The 25,058-nt window shown below is 73.2% G+C and carries 20 protein-coding genes; 9 read left to right on the top strand and 11 right to left on the bottom strand.

Translation table 11 applies throughout. The features are described from left to right. The first annotated feature begins 83 nt into the window (after positions 1-83). Positions 84-374, top strand: a complete 291-nt coding sequence (locus OG927_RS18665; protein WP_330320491.1) for a DUF2530 domain-containing protein — start codon at positions 84-86, stop codon at positions 372-374. A 92-nt stretch (positions 375-466) separates the two neighbouring features. Further along, the gene (locus OG927_RS18660; protein WP_319102256.1) at positions 467-2,878 is read left to right on the top strand and encodes an HAD-IC family P-type ATPase; all 2,412 of its coding nucleotides are present in this window, start codon (positions 467-469) and stop codon (positions 2,876-2,878) included. Positions 2,879-2,903: 25 nt separating this feature from the next. On the opposite strand, the gene OG927_RS18655 is transcribed toward OG927_RS18660, so the two are convergent. From OG927_RS18655 to OG927_RS18645, 3 genes are all read right to left on the bottom strand, one after another. Then, on the bottom strand, positions 2,904-3,755 hold the full coding sequence (locus OG927_RS18655) for a DUF5707 domain-containing protein (protein ID WP_330320490.1): 852 nt from the start codon (positions 3,753-3,755) through the stop codon (positions 2,904-2,906). A gap of 167 nt (positions 3,756-3,922) precedes the next feature. Beyond that, on the bottom strand, positions 3,923-7,111 hold the full coding sequence (locus tag OG927_RS18650; RefSeq protein WP_330321331.1) for a sacsin N-terminal ATP-binding-like domain-containing protein: 3,189 nt from the start codon (positions 7,109-7,111) through the stop codon (positions 3,923-3,925). A gap of 443 nt (positions 7,112-7,554) precedes the next feature. After that, positions 7,555-8,487 (bottom strand): DUF3027 domain-containing protein, encoded by a 933-nt coding sequence (locus tag OG927_RS18645; RefSeq protein ID WP_199862775.1) that lies wholly within the window; start codon positions 8,485-8,487, stop codon positions 7,555-7,557. A gap of 461 nt (positions 8,488-8,948) precedes the next feature. Between OG927_RS18645 and OG927_RS18640 the strand changes: the two genes are divergently transcribed. Genes OG927_RS18640 through OG927_RS18625 form a run of 4 tightly spaced genes read left to right on the top strand, consistent with a single transcriptional unit; the run spans position 8,949 to position 12,493 of the window. Further along, positions 8,949-10,373, top strand: a complete 1,425-nt coding sequence (locus tag OG927_RS18640) for an MFS transporter (protein WP_056797109.1) — start codon at positions 8,949-8,951, stop codon at positions 10,371-10,373. Between the two features lie 27 nt (positions 10,374-10,400). Then, complete coding sequence (locus tag OG927_RS18635) at positions 10,401-10,883, top strand: hypothetical protein (RefSeq protein WP_056797113.1); 483 nt, start codon at positions 10,401-10,403, stop codon at positions 10,881-10,883. 28 nt (positions 10,884-10,911) lie between these two features. Beyond that, positions 10,912-11,631: a futalosine hydrolase gene (locus OG927_RS18630; RefSeq protein ID WP_056797116.1), complete on the top strand. Its 720-nt coding sequence runs from the start codon at positions 10,912-10,914 to the stop codon at positions 11,629-11,631. Next, positions 11,603-12,493: a 1,4-dihydroxy-6-naphthoate synthase gene (locus tag OG927_RS18625; RefSeq protein ID WP_056797119.1), complete on the top strand. Its 891-nt coding sequence runs from the start codon at positions 11,603-11,605 to the stop codon at positions 12,491-12,493. The genes OG927_RS18630 and OG927_RS18625 overlap by 29 nt, the downstream gene beginning before the upstream one ends. Before the next feature lie 94 nt (positions 12,494-12,587). Here the strand turns inward: OG927_RS18625 and OG927_RS18620 are convergent, their stop codons facing one another. Further along, entirely contained in the window at positions 12,588-12,971 is a 384-nt protein-coding gene (locus OG927_RS18620) for a cold-shock protein (RefSeq protein ID WP_056797121.1), read from the bottom strand. Positions 12,972-13,138: 167 nt separating this feature from the next. On the opposite strand from OG927_RS18620, the gene OG927_RS18615 reads away from it, so the two are divergent. Beyond that, positions 13,139-13,375: a hypothetical protein gene (locus OG927_RS18615; protein WP_028439437.1), complete on the top strand. Its 237-nt coding sequence runs from the start codon at positions 13,139-13,141 to the stop codon at positions 13,373-13,375. Positions 13,376-13,384: 9 nt separating this feature from the next. Here the strand turns inward: OG927_RS18615 and OG927_RS18610 are convergent, their stop codons facing one another. Together OG927_RS18610 and OG927_RS18605 are read right to left on the bottom strand one after the other, a co-directional pair. Continuing rightward, complete coding sequence (locus OG927_RS18610) at positions 13,385-14,005, bottom strand: HAD family hydrolase (RefSeq protein WP_056797124.1); 621 nt, start codon at positions 14,003-14,005, stop codon at positions 13,385-13,387. A gap of 174 nt (positions 14,006-14,179) precedes the next feature. After that, on the bottom strand, positions 14,180-15,289 hold the full coding sequence (locus OG927_RS18605; protein ID WP_056797126.1) for a hypothetical protein: 1,110 nt from the start codon (positions 15,287-15,289) through the stop codon (positions 14,180-14,182). Between the two features lie 64 nt (positions 15,290-15,353). Here OG927_RS18605 and OG927_RS18600 point away from each other — a divergent pair, with 64 nt between their 5' ends. Then, positions 15,354-17,819 carry a helicase C-terminal domain-containing protein gene (locus OG927_RS18600; protein WP_330320489.1) on the top strand — a complete coding sequence of 822 codons (2,466 nt, stop codon included), beginning with the start codon at positions 15,354-15,356 and terminating at the stop codon, positions 17,817-17,819. A gap of 82 nt (positions 17,820-17,901) precedes the next feature. Here the strand turns inward: OG927_RS18600 and OG927_RS18595 are convergent, their stop codons facing one another. From OG927_RS18595 to OG927_RS18575, 5 genes are all read right to left on the bottom strand, one after another. Beyond that, positions 17,902-19,161, bottom strand: a complete 1,260-nt coding sequence (locus OG927_RS18595) for a glycerate kinase family protein (RefSeq protein WP_330320488.1) — start codon at positions 19,159-19,161, stop codon at positions 17,902-17,904. 63 nt (positions 19,162-19,224) lie between these two features. Continuing rightward, positions 19,225-20,640 (bottom strand): SLC13 family permease, encoded by a 1,416-nt coding sequence (locus OG927_RS18590; protein WP_056797135.1) that lies wholly within the window; start codon positions 20,638-20,640, stop codon positions 19,225-19,227. Between the two features lie 120 nt (positions 20,641-20,760). Further along, the gene (locus OG927_RS18585; RefSeq protein WP_056797138.1) at positions 20,761-21,420 is read right to left on the bottom strand and encodes a response regulator transcription factor; all 660 of its coding nucleotides are present in this window, start codon (positions 21,418-21,420) and stop codon (positions 20,761-20,763) included. Continuing rightward, entirely contained in the window at positions 21,417-22,898 is a 1,482-nt protein-coding gene (locus OG927_RS18580) for a sensor histidine kinase (protein WP_241191770.1), read from the bottom strand. Before OG927_RS18580 ends, OG927_RS18585 begins: the two co-directional genes overlap by 4 nt. Further along, positions 22,876-23,217 carry a hypothetical protein gene (locus tag OG927_RS18575; protein ID WP_056797141.1) on the bottom strand — a complete coding sequence of 114 codons (342 nt, stop codon included), beginning with the start codon at positions 23,215-23,217 and terminating at the stop codon, positions 22,876-22,878. The genes OG927_RS18580 and OG927_RS18575 overlap by 23 nt, the downstream gene beginning before the upstream one ends. Before the next feature lie 191 nt (positions 23,218-23,408). Between OG927_RS18575 and OG927_RS18570 the strand changes: the two genes are divergently transcribed. Further along, positions 23,409-25,052: a DNA repair helicase XPB gene (locus tag OG927_RS18570; protein ID WP_056797144.1), complete on the top strand. Its 1,644-nt coding sequence runs from the start codon at positions 23,409-23,411 to the stop codon at positions 25,050-25,052. Positions 25,053-25,058 lie beyond the last annotated feature (6 nt).

Below are 25,058 nucleotides of genomic sequence, written 5' to 3'. Positions count from 1 at the left end.
CTCGAAGATCGCTATCTCCGCGCGTAGACCCTTGGGCCGTCTGCCCCGGCAGCCCTTGCGGACCGGGGCCCTAGACTGAGCCCATGGAGAAGTGGACCCCGCAGCACGAGGCACCCGAGCCCCTGGAGGGCCCTGTCGTCGCCACCGTCACCGGCGGCACGATCCTCTGGTTCGTCCTCTTCCTGGTACAGCTCCCCTTCTACGGGTGGTTCGACGACCACGGGCACACCTGGTGGGTGTGGACCTGCCTGGCCGGTGCCGGACTCGGACTGATCGGCATCTGGTTCGTCCGGGCACGGGACGCCGCGATCAAGCGGGCCGCGCTCGCCGACGCGGGGCCGGCCGCCGCCGGGGACGCCGGCCCGCGGCGCTGACGTACGACCACGGGACCATCCCGCTCCTCCCCCGGTCTGATCTTCCGCACCCCGGCGGGTGAATCACCGGTTCCGCCCGTACCGTCGACTCCATGACGCAGCGGGCACTCGACTCCTCCGGTGAGCAGCCGGACCCCGGAACACCCTCCCCTCCGCCCGAGCCGCCCGGGGGCCTGAGCACCGCCGAGGTCGCCGAACGGGTCGCCCGGGGCGAGGTCAACGACGTACCCGTCCGCTCGTCCCGCTCCGTCACCGAGATCGTCCGCGCGAACGTCCTCACCCGGTTCAACCTGATCATCGGCGTGCTCTGGGTGATCATGCTCTTCGTCGCGCCGATCCAGGACAGCCTCTTCGGCTTCGTGATCATCGCCAACACCGGCATCGGCATCGTCCAGGAGTGGCGCGCCAAGAAGACCCTGGACAGCCTCGCGGTCATCGGCGAGGCGAAGCCCACCGTGCGCCGCGACGGGGTCGCCGCCGAGATCTCCGTCTCCGAGATCGTCCTGGGCGACCTGGTCGAGCTCGGCCCCGGCGACAAAGTGGTCGTCGACGGCGCGGTCACCGAGGCCGACAGCCTGGAGATCGACGAGTCGCTCCTGACCGGCGAGGCCGACCCGGTGCTCAAGCGGCCCGGCGACCCGGTGATGTCCGGCAGCTTCGTCGTCGCCGGCGGCGGGGCGTTCACCGCCACCAAGGTCGGCCGCGAGGCCTACGCAGCGCAGCTCGCCGAGGAGGCCTCCCGCTTCACCCTCGTCCAGTCCGAGCTGCGCAGCGGCATCAGCACGATCCTCAAGTACGTGACGTGGATGATGGTGCCGACCGCGATCGGGCTGATCATCAGCCAGCTCGTCGTCAAGGACAACAACTTCAAGGACTCGGTCGCCCGCACCGTCGGCGGCATCGTCCCGATGATCCCCGAGGGCCTGGTCCTGCTCACCTCGGTCGCCTTCGCGATCGGCGTCATCCGGCTCGGCCGCAAGCAGTGCCTCGTGCAGGAGCTGCCCGCGATCGAGGGCCTGGCCCGGGTCGACATCGTCTGCCTGGACAAGACCGGCACCCTGACCGAGGGCGGCATGGACGTCACCGAGGTCCGGCCGCTGAACGGCTCCGACGAGGTCTACGTCCACCGTGTCCTGGGGGCCCTCGGCGCGTCCGACCCGCGCCCCAACGCCAGCCTCCAGGCCATCATCGACGCGTACCCGCCGAACGGGGAGGCCTGGGGCGTCACCCAGGCCATGCCGTTCTCCTCGGCCCGCAAGTACAGCGGCGCCGCCTTCACCGAGGGCGACGGCAGCACGTCCGCCTGGCTGCTCGGCGCCCCCGACGTACTGCTGGCCGCCGACGACCCCGCCCTCACCGAGACCGTGCACCTCAACGAACAGGGGCTGCGGGTCCTGCTCCTGGCCCGGGTGCGGGCCGGGCTGGACGCCCCGGACGCCGCCGCGGGGGCCGAGCCCGCCGCGCTGGTCGTCCTGGAACAGCGGCTGCGGCCGGACGCCGGCGAGACCCTGGCCTACTTCGCCGACCAGAACGTCGCCGCGAAGGTGATCTCCGGTGACAACGCCGTCTCCGTCGGCGCCGTCGCCCAGAAGCTGGGCATGCCGGGCGCCGAGCACACCCTGGACGCCCGCAAGCTGCCGGCCGACCGCGACGACATGGCGACGGCCATCGAGCAGAACGCGGTGTTCGGCCGTGTCACCCCGCAGCAGAAGCGGGACATGGTCGCGGCACTCCAGTCGCGCGGCCACACGGTCGCGATGACGGGCGACGGGGTCAATGACGTACTCGCGCTGAAGGACGCCGACATCGGGGTCTCGATGGGCTCGGGCTCCGAGGCGACGCGCGCCGTGGCCCAGATCGTGCTGCTGAACAACAGCTTCGCCACGCTGCCGTCGGTCGTGGCCGAGGGCCGCCGGGTCATCGGGAACATCACCCGGGTCGCCACGCTGTTCCTGACGAAGACCGTCTACTCGGTGCTGCTGGCGATCCTGGTGGTCTGCTTCCAGGTGGAGTACCCGTTCCTGCCGCGCCACCTGACGCTGCTCTCCACGCTCACCATCGGTGTCCCCGCGTTCTTCCTGGCGCTCGCGCCCAACAAGGAGCGCGCCCAGCCGCACTTCGTGCGCCGCGTCATGCGGTATGCGATCCCGTCCGGGGTCATCGCGGCGGCGGCCACCTTCACCACGTACCTGGTGGCCCGGCACCACTACGCCGGCACGGGAGCGCTGGACGCCGAGACCAGCGCGGCCACACTCACGCTGTTCCTGGTCTCGATGTGGGTCCTGGCGATCATCGCCCGCCCGTACACCTGGTGGCGGGTCGCCCTGGTGGCGACGATGGGCCTGGGGTTCCTGATCGTGCTGGTCGTGCCCTGGCTCCAGGACTTCTTCGCCCTGAAACTCGTGGGGACGACGATGCCGTGGGCCGCGGTGGGGATCGCGGCGGTCGCGGCGGCCGTCCTGGAAATGGCCTGGAGGCTGGTCGGCCGCCGCTTCCCCACATAGATCTTGTGAAGGTGTTGCCCGTCGACTACTTCACGTCGACGAAGTCACCCGCGGCCGTGACGGTCGGGGTGGTGGACGTACCGGCGAAGCTGTAGCGCCAGTAGCCGTCCGCGGACGCCTTGACGGTGGTCTTCAGCGCACCGGTGCTGTTCGACTTGATGGTCTTGACGGTGGTGTAGGCGGTGCTGGTCTTCTTGCGGAACTGCAGCTTGACGGCCTGGGTGGCGTAGCCCTTGTACGTGGCGGTGTCCCAGTTGGCACGCGAGAGCTTGCCGGTGACCGTGATGGTCTTGCCCTTCTTGACGGGCTCCGGGGCGGCGTTGACGGTGATCTTGGAGAGGCGCTGCAGCTTGGTCTTGGCGAAGGCGTGGTTCTCGACGAGCTGGCCGTCCTTGCTCGCCACCGCCGCGCCGACCTTCCAGGTGGTCGCGTCGGAGTTGATCAGCCACGCCGGGTCGATGGTGATGGTGACCGTGCAGGTGGACGTCGTGGCGTTGACCGCCTTGCACTTGGCGGCGTCCTCGTTCTGCCCGAAGCCGAAGCTGTCGTCGGACTCGACGTCGCTGCCGATCCACACGAACCCGCCGGCACCCGCGATGCCCGAGTCGTCGGTGGCCGTGATGGCCAGGGTGACCGTCTTCGGTGCGGTGGTACCGACCACGATGGCCTTGCCACCGTTCACCACGGCCTTGGTGATCTTCAGGTCGTCGTCGGCGGTGATCGAACGGGCGGCCATACGCCCGTTGGACTGCTCCGGGGCGGAGAGCCCGAAGTCAGGCGTCCAGGTGCGGCCGTCGTCGGCCGTCGCGGCCGGGACGGCGAAAGCGGACAGAGCCAGGGCGCCGGAGACAACGGCAACAGTGGCACGAATACGCATGTGTTCCCCAGTGGAGAAGGGGGCCCGTGGCAAGTAGTGAGGCCGACGGGTCCCATGTGGTCTGCGAGTCTGGTGACTCGCAAGACCAGACGAGTTTCACATGTGAATGGTTGTACGAAATCGACGACTTTCCTGTGAAGATCACATGATTCGGAAGATCGCAGGCGTCAGTCGAACCAGCGGTCGCGGGCCAGCTCCTCCGTGCGCGACGGATCCTCCAGCAGCGCGGCCACCTCGAACCGGCGCGGCCACTGGCCGGCCGCCCACGCCAGACCGGCCGCGACACCCTCCAGGGTGGACGCGTGGACCACCCCGTCCCGGGTGCGGCGCCAGTCCAGCTCCACACCGCCCGCGCGCAGTTCACCGTGCTCGACGTACGTGTCCGGGGTCCCCGCACCGAGCAGGATCCGCACCGCGTCCGGCACCCGGTGCTCCTCACCCTCGGACGTCACCTCCGCCTCGATGCTCTCGCCGAGCCGCCGCACCTGGAGCAGCTCCGCCAGCTCGGCCGCGCGGGCCGGGGCCACCGGCAGCAGCGGGAGCCCCGCGGTCAGCGGCAGCACGTCCGGCGCGTCGGCGATCACGGCGTCGGAGGCCTCGACCACCCGCACCTCGTCGTCGACGACGGCCCGCAGCTCGTCGGGCAGGGTGACCTGCTCGGGATCCAGCTCGGCCAGGGCCGTGTAGAGCGAGTGCAGCTGTACGGGGCCGACGGGGCGGTCCTCGTCCGCGAGCCGGCCCAGCAGCTCGGCCGCACCGCCGGGCTCGTCCAGGAGAGCGGCCACGGACGTCCGTACACCCAGTGCGCGCAGCACCTGGACGTCGTCGAAGCCGGTCGCGTCGGCGGAGTCGTACAGCCCCGCGAGGCGCGGGTCCCCGCCCGCCGCGCGCAGGCCCGCCGGACGACGGCCGTCGAGCACGGGGTGGTCGCGCAGCCACCATGCGGTGTAGGGGCGCACGGACTGCGTCGTCCCGTCCGGGAGCAGCACGCGCACGGGCTGGGTCAGCGCGTCGCGCAGCGGCGGGCGGGCGAGCATCGCGAGCGCCTGCGGCCAGGCGTCGTCGTCGACGAGGTCGAGGTCGCGCACGGCGACGAGCTCCGTGGCGACGGGCGGTACCGGCGTGTCGGGCAGTTGGTCCAGGACGTCCTCGCACCACACGTCCACGGCGTCGAGCAGCCCGGCGTCGTCCGGCTCGGCGAAGTCGGTGTCGCGGGGCTCCAGTTCGTCCGGATCCAGCACGACGTCGGTGGCCCGTACGAGCGCGAAGGTGGCCAGAACCCCGCAGGCGGTGAGGGGCTGCTCGCCCCAGCGCTCGGCCAGCTCCCCGTCGCACAGGGCGAGTTCACCCTGACGCATGACCTGGGCGAACGGGCTCCCCGGCAGCACGAGTTCACCCGCGGGGGCCGGTTCGCCGTCCTCGTCGGGCAGGGCGAGGGCGCCCAGCCAGGGCTCCTCACCGGGTTCGAGGTCCGCGTCCCGCACGAGCGTGAGGACGGTCTCGGCGAGCTCCTCCCCGTCCAGGGCGTCCTCGTCCCAGATCTCGCCCGCGTCCAGCGAGCCCGCCACGGCGGCCCGGACCTGCGGGGTCGTCAGGACGGCCCGCGGCGTGGCCGGCAGGGCGCCCAGCTTCTCCAGCAGCGGATGGGCGGCGTCCGGGTGGGCCACCTTCAGCCCGAGCCGGGACAGCCGGGCGAGGACCGGGGCGGTCAGCGCGTCGGGCAGCGGAAGAAGGACCTGCCGGGGACCGATGGTCGTGCGGGGCGCGTCGTCGGACGCGCCGTCCCCGGCGAGCGGTACGGGAAGCCCGGAGAGGCGGTCCGGGTCGACGCCCGCCAGGCTGTCGTACAGCCGCCGCCACCAGTCCGCGGCACGCTCCAGACCGGCCAGGCGGTCGATGGCCTCGGTCAGCGGGACGCGGGCGACGCCCAGCGTGCGGAGCTCGGTGCGGCGCTCCAGGCCCGCGGGCAGCAGGCAGGGCAGGACCTCCGCCAGGACGCGTACGGTCTCGGCGCCCACACCCTCGACGACCTCGGCCTCGATGGGCCTCAGCGCGGTCGTCGCGGGGTGGGGAGCACCGGCTCCGGTGGCGTCCCAGTCCTCCCACCGGTCGGGCTCGGCGGCCGGGTCCCGGGGGGCGGCGGGCTCCAGGAACGCGATCCGGGGCAGCCGCTCCAGGACCGCGGCCCTCAGCGCCCCGTCCAGCTGCCCCTTGCCGAGCGGGCCGGGCACGAGCGCGATCGTGGCGATCGACACGGGCTCCCACCCTGCGAGCAGCTCCGCGTACGCGTCGGCCGCGCGCTGCACCAGGAAGTCGGTCAGCGGGCCGGGCGCGGGGTGCCTGCGGGTGGTGTCGAGCGGCAAGGAGGCGATGAGCAGCGCGGGAACGCCGAGGGGCTCGTCGGTGGGCGTCGGCGCGTGCACGACCGGGGCGGTACGGGGGCTCTCGGGCGCCCCGTCCTCGCCGACGGGCACGGCCCACGTGACCGACCAGAAAGGCCGGAGCCGCTCCTCGACGGGCCGGTCCGCCAGCAGGGAGGGCTCGACGGGTCCGTGACGGGCGACGGTGCGCCAGCGGTGCAGACCGTGCGTGGAGTCGTCGATGTGCGTGTACGGGCCGTGCAGCGAGCGCCGCAACGTCCTCGTGCCGTCCGGACCTTCGATGACGATCTCTTCGAGGCCGGGAAGGGTGAGGAGGAGCGCGTCGTCGACACCGGCGAGCAGCCGCCCGACGAGGTCCTCGGCGACGCCGTCGCGCAGGGGCAGGACGACGACGGTGTCGTACCCGTCGGGAGCGGTGCCCTCGGCGGGCAGCGGGAGCCGGAGCAGCGGTACGTGGCCGTCGCGGCGGCGGAGCTCGTCCCCGAGGCCGGGGCTGCCGACGGCGGCCTGCCGGGCGAGGTCGCGGGCCTCCGGGAGGGACCAGCGGACGCCGCCGTGCCGCCCGATGACGGCGGGCTCGTCGCTGACCGCGAGCACGGCGGCGAAGCCGACGCCGAAGCGGCCCACGGACGACTCGTGGCCCTCGCGCTTGGCGGAGGCCCGGAGTGTGCTCAGCGACTCGACGCCGGTCGCGTCGAGGGGGGCGCCGGTGTTGGCGGCGGCAAGGACGGCGGAGCCGTCGCCCGCCGCGTGCAGGGTGAGGCGGAGCCGGCCGGGGACGCCCGCGCGGGCGGCGGCGTCGGCCGCGTTCTGCGCCAGCTCGACGACGAGACGGTCCCGGTAGCCGCCGAGGACGAGGTCCTCCTCGGCGTTGGCGTCCTCACGGAAACGGGCGGGACCGGCACCCCAGGCGTCGAGCACGCCGCGCCGCAGCCGTGCCGTCCCGAACGGATCGGCCCCCTCGGTCGCATTCATGCTCACGCTCGTAACTCCGCTCTTCCGGTGACCCGTGACGCCCAGTGTGCGCCCGAAGGTACCGCGACCGGAGCCGCCTCCACCGTCGGGACGAGCGCCCTCGCCCCCGGACGTCCGGGCTCCGCCCCACGACGACCCGGCCCGCACCGGCCCGCGGGAAGCCCGCCCGCCGCCCGTGGAATCCCCGCGCAGGGCCGCACCGGGCCCGCCCGACACCCGAGGACATCCCGCGCAGGGCCATACAGGGCCCGCCCGGCGATTGCGGACAAACCCCCCATCGAGGCGCCCCGAACCAGACCGCCCCCGGGCAGCCCCACCCAAGCCCGTCCGGCGCTTGAGGGCCTCCCCCTCACAGGGCCCACACCAAGCCCGTCCGGCGATTGAGGACACACTCCCGCCGGACCCGGGCGCACCGCAGGCCCGGCCCCCGGCGGCCAGGAGCGTCAGGAGTGGCCCAGGTCCTCCGTCGCACCGTCCGCCACGGCCGGCACCGAACCGGAGTCGTCCGCGGGACGCAGCGAATAGTCGTCCACCTGCAACGTGTCCAGCGCGTGCGGCGTCGGCTTCGTCTTCGGCATCACCGCAGCCTCGGAGTGCCCCCCGCAGCCGTAGGCCAGTGAGACCACGCGGCCGTCCGCCGGAGCGAACTCGTTCGCGCACACCCCGAAGGCCTGCTTCAGCGAGCCCGCCATCGGCACCAGGAACGCACAGCTGACACAGGACGCCGGCGCGGCCTGCGCCATCGGCGTCTTCGCGCCGAACTCCTCGTCCCACCGGTCCGCCGCCAGCCGCAGCCCGTACCGGGACAGCACCCGCGCCCGCCGTGTGCCGAGCTCCTCCGCGACCGAGGCGATCGAGCCGCGGCTCGTCCCCGCGGGCCGGACCGTCAGCTCCGCGTCCTCCACGTCCACGAGGGCCGCGAGCTCCTGGGACACCTCGGAGACCGCCGAATTCGGCAGGGGCTCGTCCTCGCCCGTGTAACCGGGCTCCAGACGCGGGTCCTCCGCCTCCGTGGGCAGCAGGTCGCCGGGCCCCATGTCGCCGGGCCGCAGCCGCTCGCTCCACGGCACCCACTCCGGGGCCAGCAGTGCGTCGGACCCCGGGAGCAGCACCGTTTCGTCAAGGGTGACGTTCTTGGCGCGGGAGGCCCTGGCGACCGTCACCGCCCAGCGCCAGCCCCGGTAGCCGGGCTCCTTGCACTCGAAGTAGTGCGTGACGACCCGGTCACCCTCGGAGACCAGCGCCAGATGTTCACCGACCACTCCGGGCCAGGCGGCCTCCTCGGCCGCCTCGCGGGCGAGGTCTACCGCTTCGGCACACAGGCGGTCGGGGGCGGGGATACGGGCCGTACGGCTTCGCGTCGTCGCAGCACTCACAGGTCTCGCTTCTCTCCATACGCCGTCTCACGAGCGCGCCGGGAGCCCATCGGTGTCCGATTTCAGCCATGACAGGTGCGGGCGGAGCGGACCTGGGGGCCGCGTCGACGTCCACACCCGTTGTGCCTGCCTCGGGCGCGCCTTCTGCCACCCATTCTGCGGGATCGAGGAGAGGCGCGCGGCCAAGAACAACCGCTGGTGGCGCGTGAGTGCACGCTACCCTCTCTGCCGCCCCGCGCCCACCTGCCCGTCCCAAGAAGGACCGGAACAGTGCCGGATCCGCAGCTGAGCAGGGACGGAGAGGGACGAATCCGACTCGCGGAATCCTGGTCCACGCGCCCTTTCCGGACGCCGCTCAGCCACGCGGCCGCTTCCCGGACCACTCACCCGCAGGGGGATCGGTCGCCGCGCCCCGGCCCGATCATGGTTCGTGACGGCGGAGCGTGGGGCACTATGACCACGTGGCTGCCGCCAGGTCCTCCGACGGGGCCGGCCCGCTCCGCAGAGGGGGCCGGGCGATGGCCCGTGCCCTGCGGACCCCGTTCACGGGCACCGCGAAGGGCATCCGGAAGGCGACCCACGCCCACGGGGCCGGCGAGTCCGGCCTGGGCAAGCTGATCGAGCTGCACGCGGTCAACGGGGCGGGCGACGTCATGATCACCGTGGCGCTCGCCTCCACGGTGTTCTTCTCCGTCCCGACGGACGAGGCACGTGGGCGCGTCGCCCTGTACCTCGCCGTCACGATGGCGCCCTTCACCCTCCTCGCCCCGGTGATCGGCCCGCTCCTGGACCGCCTGCCGCACGGCCGCCGCGCCGCGATGGCCAGTGCGATGTTCGCCAGGGCGGTGCTGGCGATCACCATGTCGGGGGCGGTGGCCACGGGCGGCCTGGAGCTCTATCCGGCCGCCCTGGGCGTCCTCGTGTCCTCCAAGGCGTACGGGGTCGTGAGATCCGCGGTCGTACCCCGTCTCCTGCCACCCCGCTTCTCCCTGGTGAAGGCCAATTCCCGGGTCACCCTCGCCGGCCTGCTGGCGACGGGTGTGGCGGCCCCGATCGGGGCCGGGCTCCAGATGATCGGATCGCCGTGGCCTCTCTACGGCGCCTGCACGATCTTCCTCGGCGGGACCGTCCTCGCCTTCACCCTGCCGCCCAAGGTCGACTCCGCGAAGGGCGAGCGCAGGGCCCGCCTCGTCGTGCCGCACGGCGAGGAGGCGCCCCCGGCGCCACGCCCGGCCGACACCAAGGACGGCAAGAAGAAGAACGGGAGGAAGGAGGCCCGGGACAGGCCGCCGGGGCTGCGGTCCGTCGGCCCGTCCGTGCTGCACGGCCTCCAGGCGAACGCCTCGCACCGCGCCCTCTCCGGCTTCCTGATCTTCTTCCTCGCCTTCCTGCTGCGTGAGCACCCGCTCTCCGGACAGAGCGCCGCCGTCTCGCTCGGCATCGTGGGCGTCGCCGCCGGGGTCGGCAACGCCTGCGGCACGGCGGTGGGGTCCTGGCTCCGGGCCCGCGGCCCCGAGGTGATCATCGCGACGGTCCTGGGGCTCGCCCTGGGCGTCGCCGTGCTCGCCGCCGTGTTCTTCAGCACCCTGATGGTCGCCGCACTGGGTGCGATCGCCGGGTTCACCCAGGCCCTGTCGAAGCTCTCGCTGGACGCGATGATCCAGCGGGACGTGCCGGAGGAGGTGCGCACCTCGGCGTTCGCCCGGTCCGAGACCCTGCTCCAGATGTCCTGGGTGGTCGGCGGCGCCATCGGCATCGCCCTCCCCCTCAACGGAGTACTCGGCATGTCCGTCGCCGCCGGCATCCTCGCCCTCGGCGCCGGCGCCTCCGTACGGGGTCTCCTGGGCGCCGCACGGCGCGGCACACCACACCCCCGCGTGGCGTGAGCGGTGACGACCGATAACCTTCGGCGCATGACCGTTGCGTTCTTCTCCGGTAAGGGCCGTCGAATCGGCGTCGCTCTTGGTGCCGTGTCCGCGGGACTCCTTGTCCTGTCCGCCTGCGACAAGCCGACGCCGCTCGCCACCGTGACGGTCGGCGACAACTCGGTGAACACCGAGGCCGCCTGCTACAACGACGGCAAGGCCCTCAAGGAGTCCGAGGTCCAGGGCTGCCTCAACAAGAAGGCGGAGAAGTCCGTCAAGGTCGCGATGGACGACAAGGTCCGCTTCGGCGTCGACCCGGAGATCGCGGACAACGGCTGGACCCTGTTCATCAACGGCCAGCAGGCCGAGCAGGAGCCGTACAAGAAGACCTACCGCTCCATCCCGGGCAGCGCCTTCTTCGCCAGCCAGACCGGCGAGGAGACCGCGTCCAAGACGCAGATCAGCATCGTCGAGACGAAGGGACAGAAGCTCACGGGCGTCTGGCACTTCGAGCTCAAGAAGACTTCCTGATCCCCTGACCTCCTGAAGGACCACCGCTGTGCGGGTGCTTGTCGTGACCGCCGTCCCGGCCGAACGGGACGCGGTCACGCGTGCGTTCGGGGGCCCGGCCCAGGTGCGTGAGGTGCCGGGCGCCGAGGTGCACCGCGCAGGTCCGTTCGACGTCCTCGCGGGAGGGGCGGGCCCGGCCGCCGCGGCGGCGGCCGCCGCCTTCGCCCTCGCCTCCGCACCCGCCGCGGATCCGTACGGTCTCGTCGTCTCGGCGGGCATCGGCGGCGGATTCAGCCCCGCCGCGCCCGTCGGCTCCCTGGTCGTGGCCACCGGCATCGTCGCCGCCGACCTGGGCGCCGAGACCCCTGACGGCTTCGTACCCGTCACCGGTCTCGGCTTCGGAAGGGACTCGTTCCTGCCGCCCGCCGCCCTCGTCCGGGACGTGGCGGCCGCCACCGGCGCCCTGGCGGGACCCGTGCTCACCGTCTCCACCGTGACCGGCAGCGCCGCCCGCACCGCCGTGCTGCTGGCCGCGCACCCCGGGGCGGTCGCCGAGGCCATGGAGGGCTTCGGCGTCGCCGAGGCCGCGTCCCGGATCGGCGTCCCGGCGCTCGAGATCCGGGCCGTCTCGAATGCCGTGGGCCCGCGCGACCGTGCCGCCTGGCGCATCGGCGAGGCCCTGGCCGTGCTCACCGAGGCGTTCGGGAAGACCGCACCCGTAGTAGAAGGTTGGACCCAGCATGACCGACACGACCGAAACCGGGACTGAAGCCGCCGCACCGAGTGCGAAGCTGCGGATCGCCTTCTCCCCGTGCCCGAACGACACCTTCGTCTTCGACGCCTGGGCCCACGGCAGGATCCCCGGCGCGCCCGCCCTCGACGTCACCTTCGCCGACATCGACCTCACCAACGGAATGGCGGAGCGCGGCGAGCTCGACGTGCTGAAGGTCTCCTACGCCGTCCTGCCGTGGGTGCTCGACGAGTACGCCCTGCTGCCGTGCGGCGGTGCGCTGGGACGGGGCTGCGGGCCGCTCGTCCTCACGAAGGAGCCGGGCACGGACCTGACGGGCAGGACGGTCGCCGTACCGAGCGAGCGCTCCACCGCGTACCTGCTGTTCCGCCTCTGGGCGGCCGAGGTGGTGCCGGGCGGTGTGGGCGAGATCGTCGTCCTCCCCTTCGACGAGATCATGCCCGCGGTGCGCGACGGCCGGGTGGACGCCGGGCTCGTGATCCACGAAGCGCGCTTCACCTACCGCAACTACGGCCTCCACAGCCTCGCCGACATGGGCGAGCACTGGGAGTCGACCACCGGTCTGCCGATCCCTCTCGGCGCGATCATCGCCAAGCGGTCCTTGGGTGAGGAGATGCTGCAGGAGCTCGCGGACTCGGTCCGCACGTCGGTGCGCATGGCCTGGGACGACCCGGAGCAGTCCCGCCCGTACGTCCTGGAGCACGCGCAGGAGATGGACCCCGCCGTGGCGGACCAGCACATCGGGCTCTACGTCAACGAGTTCACCGCCGACCTCGGCGACAACGGCTACGCGGCGATCCGCGGGCTGCTGACGCGGGCGGCGGCCGAAGGGCTCGTACCGCCGCTGGGCCCGGACGCGCTGTCCTTCGGCGCCCGCTGACGGAACGGACGCGGCCCGGCGGGCGGCCGTACCGCACGCCGGGCCGACGCACGCCGGGCAGCGGCCGAAGGTCCGGGGCCGTCCTCCCGGCCGCTCAGACGTCGAGCTGGTCGGCGACCGCTCTCAGCAGGCCCGCGATCTTCGCGCCCGAGGCCTTGTCGGGGTAGCGGCCCCGCTCCAGCATCGGGGTGATGTTCTCCAGGAGGGTCGTCAGGTCCTGCACGATCGACGCCAGCTCGTCCGGCTTGCGCCGCTGTGCGGCGGCCACGGACGGGGTCGGGTCGAGGATCACCACGGACAGGGCCTGATCACCGCGCTGGCCCGCGACCACGCCGAATTCGACACGCTGACCGGGCTTGAGGGCATCGACGCCGGCCGGCAGTACGGACGAGTGGACGAAGACGTCGGCGCCGTCGTCGCGCGAGAGGAAGCCGAAGCCCTTTTCCGAATTGAACCATTTGACCTTACCCGTGGGCACGTCTGTCCTCGTCCTCGTACTCGTCGGTGCGTGGGAGAGCCGCGGAAACGGCTCCGGATAGCAGTACAGCGGGTCTCCACGACCCGCCGGTCCCAGGCTAGTGGCCCGGGGGCCGGAGACAAGACGTCGCCGACGGGTTCCGCCGGGGTGGGAACTACCCTGGCCGGGTGAGTACTACTCCTTCAGGCGCAGGCGACCGGCTCGTACAGGTCGGCGCGATCGTCTTCTTCATCGGCGCACTGGCCACACTGGTCACTGTGGCCCCGCTGTTCCTGGGCACCGATCCGTTCCCGTCCGTGGCTTATGCGGTGTGCATGCTGATGGGCCTGGGCTTCCTCATCGCCGCGGCGGGGGTGGTGCGGTCGGTGTGGAAGAGCTCCCCGAAGCGCGCCGCCGCCCGCTAGGCGGGCCCGTCAGGAACGTCCCGCCCAGGTCCGCAGCCACGCCGGGAACACGGTGAGATTTGGCAGGATCACGTCGGCACCGGCCGCCCGGAGCTCGTCCGCGTCGCACGGCCCCGTGGTGACGCCGACCGACAGGGCCTGCGCCGCGTGCGCCCCGCGCACGTCACCGGTGTGGTCGCCGACGTAGATGTGCGCGCCGTGCTCCAGGAGCGCCTGCGCCTTGCCCTCGGCCCAGAGCCCGCCGATCAGCGCGTCCGGCTCGATGCCCAGGTGCTCGAGGTGCAGCTTCGCGTTCGGTTCGTACTTGGCCGTGACGACGAGCGCCCGCCCACCGAGGGCCCGCACCGCCTCGACGGCCTCGCGGGCGCCCGGGAGCGCGGTGGTCGGTGTGATCGCGCGTTCGGGGTAGATCTCGCGGTACCGGTCGGCGGTCGCCGCGATCATGTCCGCGGGGAACCAGTGGGCCAGCTCGTCCTCCAGCGGAGGGCCGAGACGGCTGACGACCAGGTCGGTGTCTATGGCGTATCCGGTCTCGGCGGACAGGGCGAGGTAGGCGGCCCTGATTCCGGGCCGCGAGTCGATGAGCGTCATGTCGAGGTCGAAGCCGACCGTCGGGGCAAGTGGGGGCATGGAACCATTGTGCCGAGACGGGTGGGCGAGGGCGCCCGCCCCACTGCCCGGGCCCACGCGGCCGTGACGGCCAGCCGCGGCCCGGCACCGCGGGCCCGGCACCACGGCCGTCCCCGGCACCCGGCACGGGTGCACCCGCCCGGGCGTCCGGAGCGGCCGTCCCGGAAGCGCCCCTCACCCCCGCAGGCGCCGCGCCCGCCACACCAGGTACACCGCCGACGCCACCGCGGCCGTGCGCAGGACCACCGGCCACGCCTCCGTCATCGCGTCACCCATCGCGCCCTCCGCCAGGGGGCTGCCCCAGCGGCCCGTCGTACGGCCCCACAGCCACACGAAGGCCCCGGCCACCACCACGCCCGGCAGGCCCATCGCGATCCACTTCGCCTCCGCGCGCGAGATCCGCCGCGAGCTGTAGGCCAGCAGCCAGCCCGCCGCGAGCGCGATCCACGAGCCCAGCACCGCCCCGGCCACCAGCAGCGCGGCGGCCAGAAGCAGGAAGGGGTTCCCGAGCGCGGGCTTCCCGGCGACGACCGCCGGGGCGGGTGCGGCGCCGACGGGCCTGCGACGGCGGAGCCGCAGCCGCTTCCGCCTTCCGGAGCCGGCGGCGGACCCCGGGACCGGGGCGGCTTCCTCCTCGGCCCCGGGGTCCGCCGGCGGCTCCGTCTCCGCCTCCACCACCGGTCGCCGGGGCCGCAGCAGCTCCGGGCTCTCCAGCCCGCCCACGAACCCCGGCACGGCCGTACCCGGATCGCCCTCGCCGAACGGCCCCGGCTCGATCCGCCACCACTCGGGCTCCCCCGACGGGGGCCCCGCCTCGTCCAGACCCACCATGTGCGGGGCCGAGGCGGACGGCCAGCCGGGCACCGGGCCCTCGCCGCCGGACCGTTCCCCGGCCGCTTCCCCGGCCTCTTCCCGGGTCGCGCCCCCGTCCGACGCGCCCTTGCGCAACGCGTCTTTCCGGAGCACGCCCCGCCGCGGCCGGGGCACCGCGCGCGGCTTCGCGGGGGCCGCGTCCGGCTCGGCCCGCGGGGCCGGCGGCCCCGCCTCTCCATCGCCCGACTCGGCTGCCGCGGCGACGAGTTCGTCCGGCGGACCGAGCCGGCCGAGAATGCGCCGGACCACTGCCGGAGAGTCCGAACCGTTCGTCCCGCGCTGACGGTCGATCTCGCCCCGCACCGTCGCGACAAGTCTCATCCGGGCGCCCGAGGACAGCTGTTGCCGCTGCGCCAGGTCACCGATCCGGCTCAGATAGTCGTAGACAAGCTGGTCGCTCTCGATCCCCACGCGTTGGTTCTCCCTCTACCCGCCCTGCCCCGACGGTAGCGTTCCAGCGGCTACCGTGGGACGGATGGGGACGACCACACCACCGCGCACGCTCGCCGAAGCCCTGCGCGCCCGGGGCGACGAATCGCTGGCGGGGCTGCTGCGTGCCCGCCCCGACCTGCTCAGCCCCGTGCCGAACGACATCACCCAGCTGGCGACGCGGGCCGGCACGCGCGCCTCCGTCATCCGCGCGCTGGAGCACCTGGACCGGTTCGCCCTGCAGACCGCGGAGGCGCTGGCCGTGGCGCCCGATCCCGCTCCGTACGACGCGCTGCTCGCGCTCCTCACCGGTGACGGCGAGGGGGACGGCGACCGCCGCGACGAATCCGGTGCGGCGATCACCGCCGCTCTGCCCGCCGCGCTCACGACCCTGCGCGAACAGGCCCTCGTCTGGGGCGAGGACGAGCGGCTCCACCTCGTGCGCACCGCACGCGAACTGCTCGCCCCGTCCCCGCAGCACCCTTCCCCCACCGGTCTCGGACCGACCGTCGCCGAGGCGACGGCCGGCATGTCACCGGGCCGGCTGCAGGACATCCTGACCGCCGCCGGCCTGCCGGCCACCCATGACCCGGTCTCCGCCGTCGCCTCGCTGGCCGGCCTCTTCACCGACCGGACGAGGATGGCCGCACTGCTGGACACCGCCCCGGTCGAGGCGCTGTCCGTGCTGGACCGGCTGGTGTGGGGCCCGCCGTACGGGGAGGTCACCCCGAATCCGGCCCCGCCCGTCCAATGGCTCCGCGACCGCGGCCTGTTGCTGCCGGTGTCGACCCGGACCGTCGTCCTGCCGCGCGAGGCCGCGCTGCACCTGCGGGCCGGCCGCGCCCACCGCGTACCGGAGCCCGTGCCGCCGGCCCTCGTGGCGGCGGCCGAGCGCGATCCCCAGGCTGTGGACAGGGCGGCGGCCGGCCAGGCCTTCACCGCGCTGTCCATGATCGAGGAACTGCTGAAGCTCTGGAACAACGGCGGTCCGGCCATCCTCCGCGCGGGCGGCCTGAGCGTGCGCGAGCTGAAGCGGGTCGCGAACGCCCTCGACGTGTCCGAGCCGATCGCGGCCTTCTGGGTCGAACTCGCCTACGCGGCGGGGCTGCTGGCCACCGACGGCGAGGCCGACGAGCGGTACGCGGCGACGCCCGCCTACGACGACTGGCTCGAGCTCCCCGCCCAGGACCGCTGGACCCGCCTCGCCGCCGCCTGGCTGGCCGCCACCCGCACCGCGGGCCTGGTCGGCGGCCAGGATGCCAAGGGACGGGCGCTCTCCGCGCTCGGCGCCGAGCTGGACCGCTCGGCCGCGCCCGAGGTGCGCCGCCGGGTGCTGGCCCTGTTCGCCTCGCTCCCCCCGGGCACCGCCCCCGACCCGCAGACCCTGCTGGCCCGCCTCCGCTGGGAACGGCCGCTGCGTACGGGCGCGTCCGGCACGGCCCCGTCCGCCGGCGACGTCTCAGACCTGCGCTCCCGCATCGCCCTGTGGACCGTCAACGAGGCGGAGCTGCTCGGCATCACCGGCCGCGGGGCCCTCTCCTCCCAGGCCCGGGCACTTCTCGACGAGGGCCCCCGCGAGGCGGCCGCCCGCCTCGCCCCGCTCATCCCCGAGCCCCTCGACCACGTCCTGCTCCAGGCCGACCTGACGGCGGTGGCCCCCGGCCCCCTGGAACGCCCGCTCGCCGAGATGCTCTCGGTGCTCGCGGACATCGAGTCCAAGGGCGGTGCGACGGTCTTCCGCTTCACCCCCGGTTCCGTACGCCGCGCCCTGGACGCCGGCCAGGCCGCCTCCGACCTGCACGCCTTCCTGGCCACGCACAGCCGTACCCCGGTGCCGCAGCCGCTGAGCTACCTCATCGACGACGTGGCCCGCCGCCACGGCCACCTGCGGATCGGCGCCGCCTCCGCGTACGTGCGCTGCGACGACGAGGCCGTGCTGAACGAGATCCTGGCCGACAAGCGCTCGGCCGCCCTGCGGCTGCGCCGGCTCGCTCCGACGGTCCTGGCCGCGCAGACCGACCCCGGCTCGCTGCTGGAGGCACTGCGCGAGATGGGGTACGCCCCGGCCGCCGAATCGGCCGAGGGCGACGTGCTGATCACCCGCGCGGGTGCCCGCCGCACCCCGCCCCGCACGGCCCCCGCACCCGTCCCCGAGGGCCCTCCGGTCCCCGACGCGACGCTGCTGACCGCCGCGGTGCGGGCCATCAGGGCCGGTGACACGGCCGCCCGGGTGGTCCACAGGGACGCCCCGGAGACGGCGTCGGCCGGCTCGCTCCCCCGCACGACTCCCGCCGAGACCCTCGCCACCGTCCAGGCCGCCGCGATGACCGGGTCCGCGGTGTGGATCGGCTACGTCAACGCGGACGGCGCGGCCAGCCAGCGGGTGATCGCCCCCGTGAAGGTCGAGGGCGGCTTCGTCACGGCGTACGACCACACGGCCGACGAGGTCCGCACGTATCCGCTGCACCGGATCACGGGCGTGGCGGAGCTGGCCGACGACGCGACGCCGTAGGCACCGGGCGTTCCCGCCGCGGAACGGACACGTCCTGGGCCCGCGGAGCGGGGCAGCCACCGGCGGCCTCCCGGCACGGGCCTCACCCGGTCGGTGCCAGCGCCTCGCCGGGAGCGGCCGTCCGGGAGACCGTCGTGCCGGTGGAGGTCAGGCCGATGCCGATCAGCACCATGCGCAGCGCACGCTCCGAAGCGTCGGTGAGGAACTCCCCACCGCGGCTGAGCGCCTCCGCCAGGCCCACCGGTGCGGGCAGGATGCCGCTGTACGCGTCGACGCCCGACGCCCGTACCTGCTGGGCTCCGTCGCCGATCGTCCCGGCCAGCGCGAGCACCGGACGGCCGTGGAGCTTGGCCCTGCGCGCCACCTCGGACGGGACCTTGCCGCGCGGGGTCTGGCGGTCCAGGGCGCCCTCCGCGGTGATCACCAGGTCGGCACGGGCGAGCCGTGCGTCGAGGTCGAGGTGGTCGAGCAGCACCTCGAAGCGCGGGAGCAGGCTCGCACCCAGTGCGGCCAGTCCGGCACCCAGCCCGCCCGACGCACCGGTGCCGGGCCCGTGCCGCAGGCTGTCCGGCGGGGCCGCGCCCGACACGCCGCACAGGCGCGGGCGTACGTCACGGGCGAGTACGCCCGCCCAGTGGTCGAGCGCCAGGGACAGCTCCTCGACCTGGCCGGGCGTCGCGCCCTTCTGCGGGCCGAAGACCCGAGCCACGCCCTGCGGTCCGCAGAGCACGTTGTACGGATTGCACGCGACGAGCATCTCCGCCTCGGACAGCCGGGGGTCGAGACCGGAGGTGTCGATGCGGGCCAGGCGGCGCAGTTCGCCCCCGCCCCGGGCCAGTTCACGGCCCTCGGCGTCGAGCAGCCTCGCGCCCAGTGCCTGGAGCGCTCCCGCGCCGCCGTCCGAGGTCCCCGAGTCCCCGCAGCCGACGAGGATCCGGTGCGCCCCGGCGTCCAGCGCGGCACGGATGAGCCCTCCCACCCCGTACGTGGTGGTGACCATCGGGTCGCGCCGGTCCGGCGGCACCAGGCTCAGACCGGCCACCGCCGCCATCTCCACCACGGCGGTGCGCGGTCCGTGCGCCGGGCCGCCGAGCAGGGCGAAGTGCGTGTCGACCGGTTCGCCGACCGGCCCCGTCTCCGTACGGTGCACCAGCCTGCCCCCCGTGGCGGCGGCCAGCGCCCGTGCCGTGCCCTCGCCACCGTCGACGAGCGGGATCAGGTCGACCTCGGCGTCGGGGACCACCCGCAGCAGCCCTTCCGCGATGGCCTGCGCGGCATCCTGTGCGGACAGGGACTCCTTGAAACCGCTGGGGGCGATGGCGAACCGGTACGTCGCGGACATGAATGCTCCTGAATGCAGATGAGGGATGACGGAAGAGGTACGGCGGGGGCGCGGGCGCCCCGGTCAGGGCGCTACGCCCAGCAGCGGCCAGACCAGGAGGGCGAAGAGCAGCACGACCGCCGCGGTCAGCGGTGCCAGCAGCGCCGACAGGCGCAGCAGGTCCCGCGGGCCGTAGGTCGGGATGCCGGGGACGTCGGCGAAGAGGGCCACGGGCTTGGCCGACGCGGGCAGGGTGTGGCAGAAGCCCGCGGCGGCGGTGGAGGCCAGTGCGGCAGACATCGGGTTGACGCCGAGCCCCGCGGCGGCCGCCACGACCAGCGGTACGAGCACGCTGGAACGGGCGGAGCGCGACTGGAGCACCAGGTGCGCCGCGGTGCTGAGGGCGACGACGACCGCCAGGAACACCCAGGCGGGCACTCCGGTGCCGGCGGGCAGCCACGAGACGAGCCACTCCGCGGCTCCCGACTGCGTGAGCGCGGCACCCATCGCCATCGTCGCGGCCATGAACAGCAGCAGCGACCACGGCACCGTCGTCAGCGCGTCCTTCAGCCGGACCGTGCCCAGCACCGGTGACGCGGCGACCACCGCGCCGATCAGCGCGACGAGGGCGGGCGGCACCCCGTGGAGCGGCTCGCTGCACCACAGCACCACCACGGTGCCGAGCAACATCGCGCACCGTGCCTCGCCCGGCTCCAGCGGACCGGTCACCGGCTTGTCGCTGTGCTCCTGGATCTCTTCCACCGAGATGTGGACGGGCCCGCGCCGGTCCGCCCGCCGCGTCGTGGTCAGCAGCACCAGCTCCGCCGCGAGGTGGGAGGAGACGACGGCCAGGGGCAGCCCCAGCAGGAGCCACTGGGTGAAGCCGATGTCCTGCCCGGTGGCCTCCCACAGCACGGAGACCGTGATCAGGTGCGCGCCCGCCCCGATGAGGGTGGCCACCGCCGACAGGAGGATGACCGTGGGGAAGAGCAGAGCCAGCATGACCACCAGCCGCTTGCGGTCGGCCAGCACCTTGGCCAGGGCCAGGAAGACGGGCAGCGCGAGTGCCGCACGCCCCGAGGTCGCCGGAACGGCGAACGCGGTCAGCACCAGGGCCGTCGTCGTCAGGTGCACGAGCTGGCGCACGGTGCGTGCCCCACCGACCAGGAAGGCCGCGGCCCGGCCCGCGAGTCCGCTGCGCGACACCGCGGCGGCGATCACGAAGGCGCAGATCAGGAGCCAGACGGTCGAGTCACCGAGGGTCGCGAACAGGGTGTCGCTGCTGATCACTCCCGCCGCCGCGAGCACGAGCCCGGCGCCCAGCGCTATGTACGTGTCGTCCACGGAGGTCCCGATCCACGCACACGTGGCGACGACGAACACCAGCAGCGTGATCCGGGCGTCCGTGCCGAGGCCCCGGGCGACCCCCGGCACGAGCAGGACCGCGCAGACACTCAGCGCGACGCACACCGACACGGCCTGACGGGTGGTCAGGGTCACCTTGGCTCCTCCACGGGGTGGTCCGGGGCCGGTCCTGGCCCCTCCCGACCAGTCTCGGGAGCCTCGGTGAGCCCCTGATGAGCCGTCCATGAAGGAAAGTTCATGCGCGCGCGGGCGCGGTCACCGCATCCGGTACCCCATGCCGCGTACGGTCTCCAGCCGTTCGGCCCCGAGCTTCTTGCGCAGCGCCCGCACGTAGACGTCCACGATGTTGGACCCCGGGTCGAAGTCGTAGCCCCACACGTGCGACAGGATCTGCTCGCGCGACAGCACCTGGTCGGGGTGGCGCAGGAAGAGTTCGAGCAGGACGAACTCCCGCGCCGTCAGGTCCACGGTGCGCTCCGCGGCCCTGGCCCGCCTGGTACGCAGGTCCAGCGTCAGGTCTCCGCTGCGCAGTACGGTCACCTCCGGCACCCGTGCCGCGGTCCGCAGCCGTAGCCGGACCCGCGCCAGCAGTTCCTCGAAGCGGAACGGTTTGGTCATCCAGTCGTCCGCGCCGCCCTCCAGGCCGGCCACCGTGTCCCGCACCGAATCCCGTGCTGTCAGCACGATCACCGGGGACGTCACCTGGGCCTCCCGTATCTCCCGGAGCACCGAGAACCCGTCGCGGTCGGGCAGTCCGATGTCCAGGACGATCAGGTCGAAGCCGCCCGTGCACGCGTAGTCGACGGCCGTGCGGCCGTCGCCGGCGACCGTCGTGGTGAAGTTGTTGGCCCGCAGGCCCTTCTCGACGAAGGCGGCGATCCGCTCCTCGTCCTCGACGATGAGAATCCGGCTCACGGTCCGACCGCCTCCACATCAGGTTCCGCAACGGGCACGCAGGGCAGCAGCAGGGCGAAGGTCGCCCCGCCGCCGGGGGTGGGACGCAGTTCGACGCGCCCCCGGTGGCCTTCCGCGATGGCCTTGACGATCGACAGCCCGAGCCCGGCGCCGCTGCCGCGCGAACCGCGCCGGGCCGCGCCGCGGCGGAACCGCTGGAAGATCACCTCGGCGTCCTCGGGCCGCACACCGGAACCGCTGTCCGCGACGTACAGCTCCACCTCGCCCGCGTCCGTGAACCGTGAACCGATCCGGACCGTCGCGCCGGGAGCCGTGTGCTGCACCGCGTTCTGCGCGAGCTGCACCATCGCCTGGGTGATGTGCTGCGGGTCGAGGAGCGCCCAGCCGTCGGCGCCGCCGTCCAGCTGCCAGTCCCGCCGTCCCAGCGCCCGTACCTTCACGTAGACGTCCGCGGTCAGCTCGGTGAGCTGGACCGCTTCGGGGTGGGTGAAGTCGGAGCGCTCGGCCTTGGCGAGCAGCAGCAGGTCCTCGACGATCCGGCTCATCCGGTCGAGCTCGTCGGTCACCAGCCGCACGGTCTCCTCGCGTTCGGCGGGGTCGTCGCCCATGAGCTCGAGATGGCCGCGCACGATGGTGATCGGGGTGCGCAGTTCGTGGCCGGCGTCGTCGATGAACTGCCGCTGGGTCCCGAACGCGCGCTCCAGCCGGTCCAGCATCGCGTTGAAGGTCTCGGCGAGCGCCGAGATGTCGTCCCGCCCGTGGACGGGGATACGGCGGGTGAGGTCCTGCTCGGTGAGCTGCGCCGCCGTGGCGCGTACCAGCCGGACGGGTGCGAGTATGCGTCCCGCGACGACCCAGGCGATACCCGTGGTCATCAGCAGGGCGACGCACGAGATCGCGAGCAGGATCCGGAAGACGTCGTTCACCATGGCCCGTTCGCCGTCCGCGTGGAAGGCGACCACGAAGGTCCCCTGCGGAGTGGTGCCGGCGGTGCCGACGTCGACCTTCGCCCAGCGGATCTCGCCCCGTGGCCGCTGGAGGGTCCCCGTGCTCCGCGACGATCCGGTGATCGCCTTCACCGACGCACGGTCCCGGTGAAGGGGCAGTCCGGTGGAGATCTCACGGTTCTGCCGGAGCGTCGAGGAGCCGGACGTCCCGCTGACGACGGCGAGCAGCTCCTCACCGGTGTCCGCGTACTGCCGCTGCAGATGCACCTCCAGCAGCCGCTGCGGGCCGTCGAAGGGGGCGCCCGTGGCGGGGTCCCTGCCGTGCTCCACGAAGTTCGCGAACTCGCGGGTCTCCTGGGCGAGCAGCGTGCTGATCCGGTGGTCCAGGTCGCCCAGCAGGATGGAACGGGTCGTGGCGGCGACCGCGGCGAGTGCCACGGTCATCACCACCAGCAGCCAGAGCAGGATGCGGACCCGGGCGGAGAGCCGGTGCCCTGCCGGGAGCGGCTCATCCGTCGTCGGTGTCGTCATCGTTGTCGGTGTCGTCATCGTCGTCGGTGCTGTCAGTGGCGGGCGGCTGCGGGACGACGACGTCGCTCGGCGGCGCCGTCGGCGAGGCGCCGTCGGGCACGGTCGTGACGCCGCCGTCCGGACTGCCCGTGCCGCTCGGGCTCGGACGGCCCGTGGCGCCGGGATCCGGGCTGCCCGAGGGCGAGCCCGTGTTCAGCTCGACCCGGCCGGGGACTTCCGGCTTCGTGGGGCTGTCGGCCAGCGCGTAGCTGGTCGCGGCTATGCCCAGAGGGATCGCGACGACGGCTGCCAGGGTGGCGATGCGGTGCGAGAAGGCCATGCGCACAGCCTGCCTGCCGCGTCCGCGGGCCAGGATGAAGCCAGGATGAAGAAACCTTCATGTGGCATCTCGCGCGCGGTCCCGGCTCATGCCCTCAACGTAGCCCCCCGCTCACGCCCCCGATGCGGCACACTGGACGTTTGGCCGTTCGCACCCGGACGACCACCCCCCGCAGGAAAGGGCCGACGCGCGTGACCGGACCCCTCATCGTCCAGAGTGACAAGACGCTGCTCCTCGAAGTCGACCACGACCAGGCGGACGCCTGCCGTCGTGTGATCGCCCCGTTCGCGGAGCTGGAGCGTGCGCCCGAGCACATCCACACCTACCGGGTCACGCCGCTCGGCCTGTGGAACGCCCGCGCCGCGGGACACGACGCCGAGCAGGTCGTCGACGCGCTCGTGGAGTACTCGCGCTACCCCGTGCCGCACGCGCTCCTCGTCGACATCGCCGAGACGATGGCGCGGTACGGCCGCCTCACCCTGTCCAAGCACCCCGTGCACGGCCTGGTGCTGACCTCCAACGACCGGCCGGTGCTGGAGGAGATCCTCCGCTCGAAGAAGGTCCAGCCGCTGGTCGGGGCGCGCCTCGACCCGGACACCGTGGCCGTGCACCCCTCCGAGCGCGGGCAGATCAAGCAGACGCTCCTGAAGCTGGGCTGGCCGGCCGAGGACCTCGCCGGGTACGTCGACGGCGAGGCGCACCCGATCGAGCTCGACCAGGACGGCTGGGCACTGCGCCCGTACCAGAAGCAGGCCGTCGAGGGGTTCTGGCACGGCGGGTCCGGTGTCGTCGTCCTCCCCTGCGGTGCCGGGAAGACGCTGGTCGGTGCCGGTGCGATGGCGGAGGCCAAGGCGACGACGCTGATCCTGGTCACCAACACCGTCTCGGCCCGGCAGTGGAAGCACGAGCTGGTGAAGCGGACCTCGCTGACCGAGGACGAGATCGGCGAGTACAGCGGTACGCGCAAGGAGATCCGGCCGGTCACCATCGCCACGTACCAGGTGCTGACGACCCGCCGCAAGGGCGTCTACCCGCACCTGGAGCTGTTCGACTCCCGCGACTGGGGTCTGGTCATCTACGACGAGGTGCACCTGCTGCCCGCGCCCGTCTTCAAGTTCACCGCCGATCTCCAGGCCCGGCGGCGCCTCGGCCTCACCGCCACGCTGGTGCGCGAGGACGGGCGGGAGTCGGACGTCTTCTCGCTCATCGGGCCCAAGCGGTTCGACGCGCCGTGGAAGGAGATCGAGGCGCAGGGCTACATCGCGCCCGCCGACTGCGTCGAGGTCCGTGTCAATCTGACCGACTCGGAACGGCTGGCGTACGCGACGGCCGAGGCCGAGGAGAAGTACCGGTTCTGCGCGACGACCGCGACGAAGCGGAAGGTCACCGAGGCACTCGTCCGCAAGCACCAGGGTGAGCAGACCCTCGTCATCGGGCAGTACATCGACCAGCTCGACGAGCTCGGTGAGCACCTGGACGCCCCGGTGATCAAGGGCGAGACCAGCAACGCGCAGCGCGAGAAGCTGTTCGGCGCGTTCCGCGAGGGCGAGATCAGCGTGCTGGTCGTGTCGAAGGTGGCGAACTTCTCGATCGACCTGCCGGAGGCGACGGTCGCCATCCAGGTGTCGGGAACGTTCGGCTCGCGCCAGGAGGAGGCCCAGCGGCTCGGCCGGGTGCTGCGGCCGAAGGCCGACGGGCACGAGGCCCGGTTCTACTCGGTGGTCGCGCGCGACACGATCGACCAGGACTTCGCCGCGCACCGCCAGCGGTTCCTGGCCGAGCAGGGGTACGCGTACCGGATCGTCGACGCGGACGAGCTGCTCACGGACAGCTGAGCCGGA

The organism is Streptomyces clavifer, assembly GCF_036345975.1.
In the GTDB taxonomy this organism is placed as follows: domain Bacteria; phylum Actinomycetota; class Actinomycetes; order Streptomycetales; family Streptomycetaceae; genus Streptomyces; species Streptomyces clavifer.
Note: the sequence above shows the minus strand (reverse complement) of the source record. Positions and strands in the feature narration are given on the sequence as shown.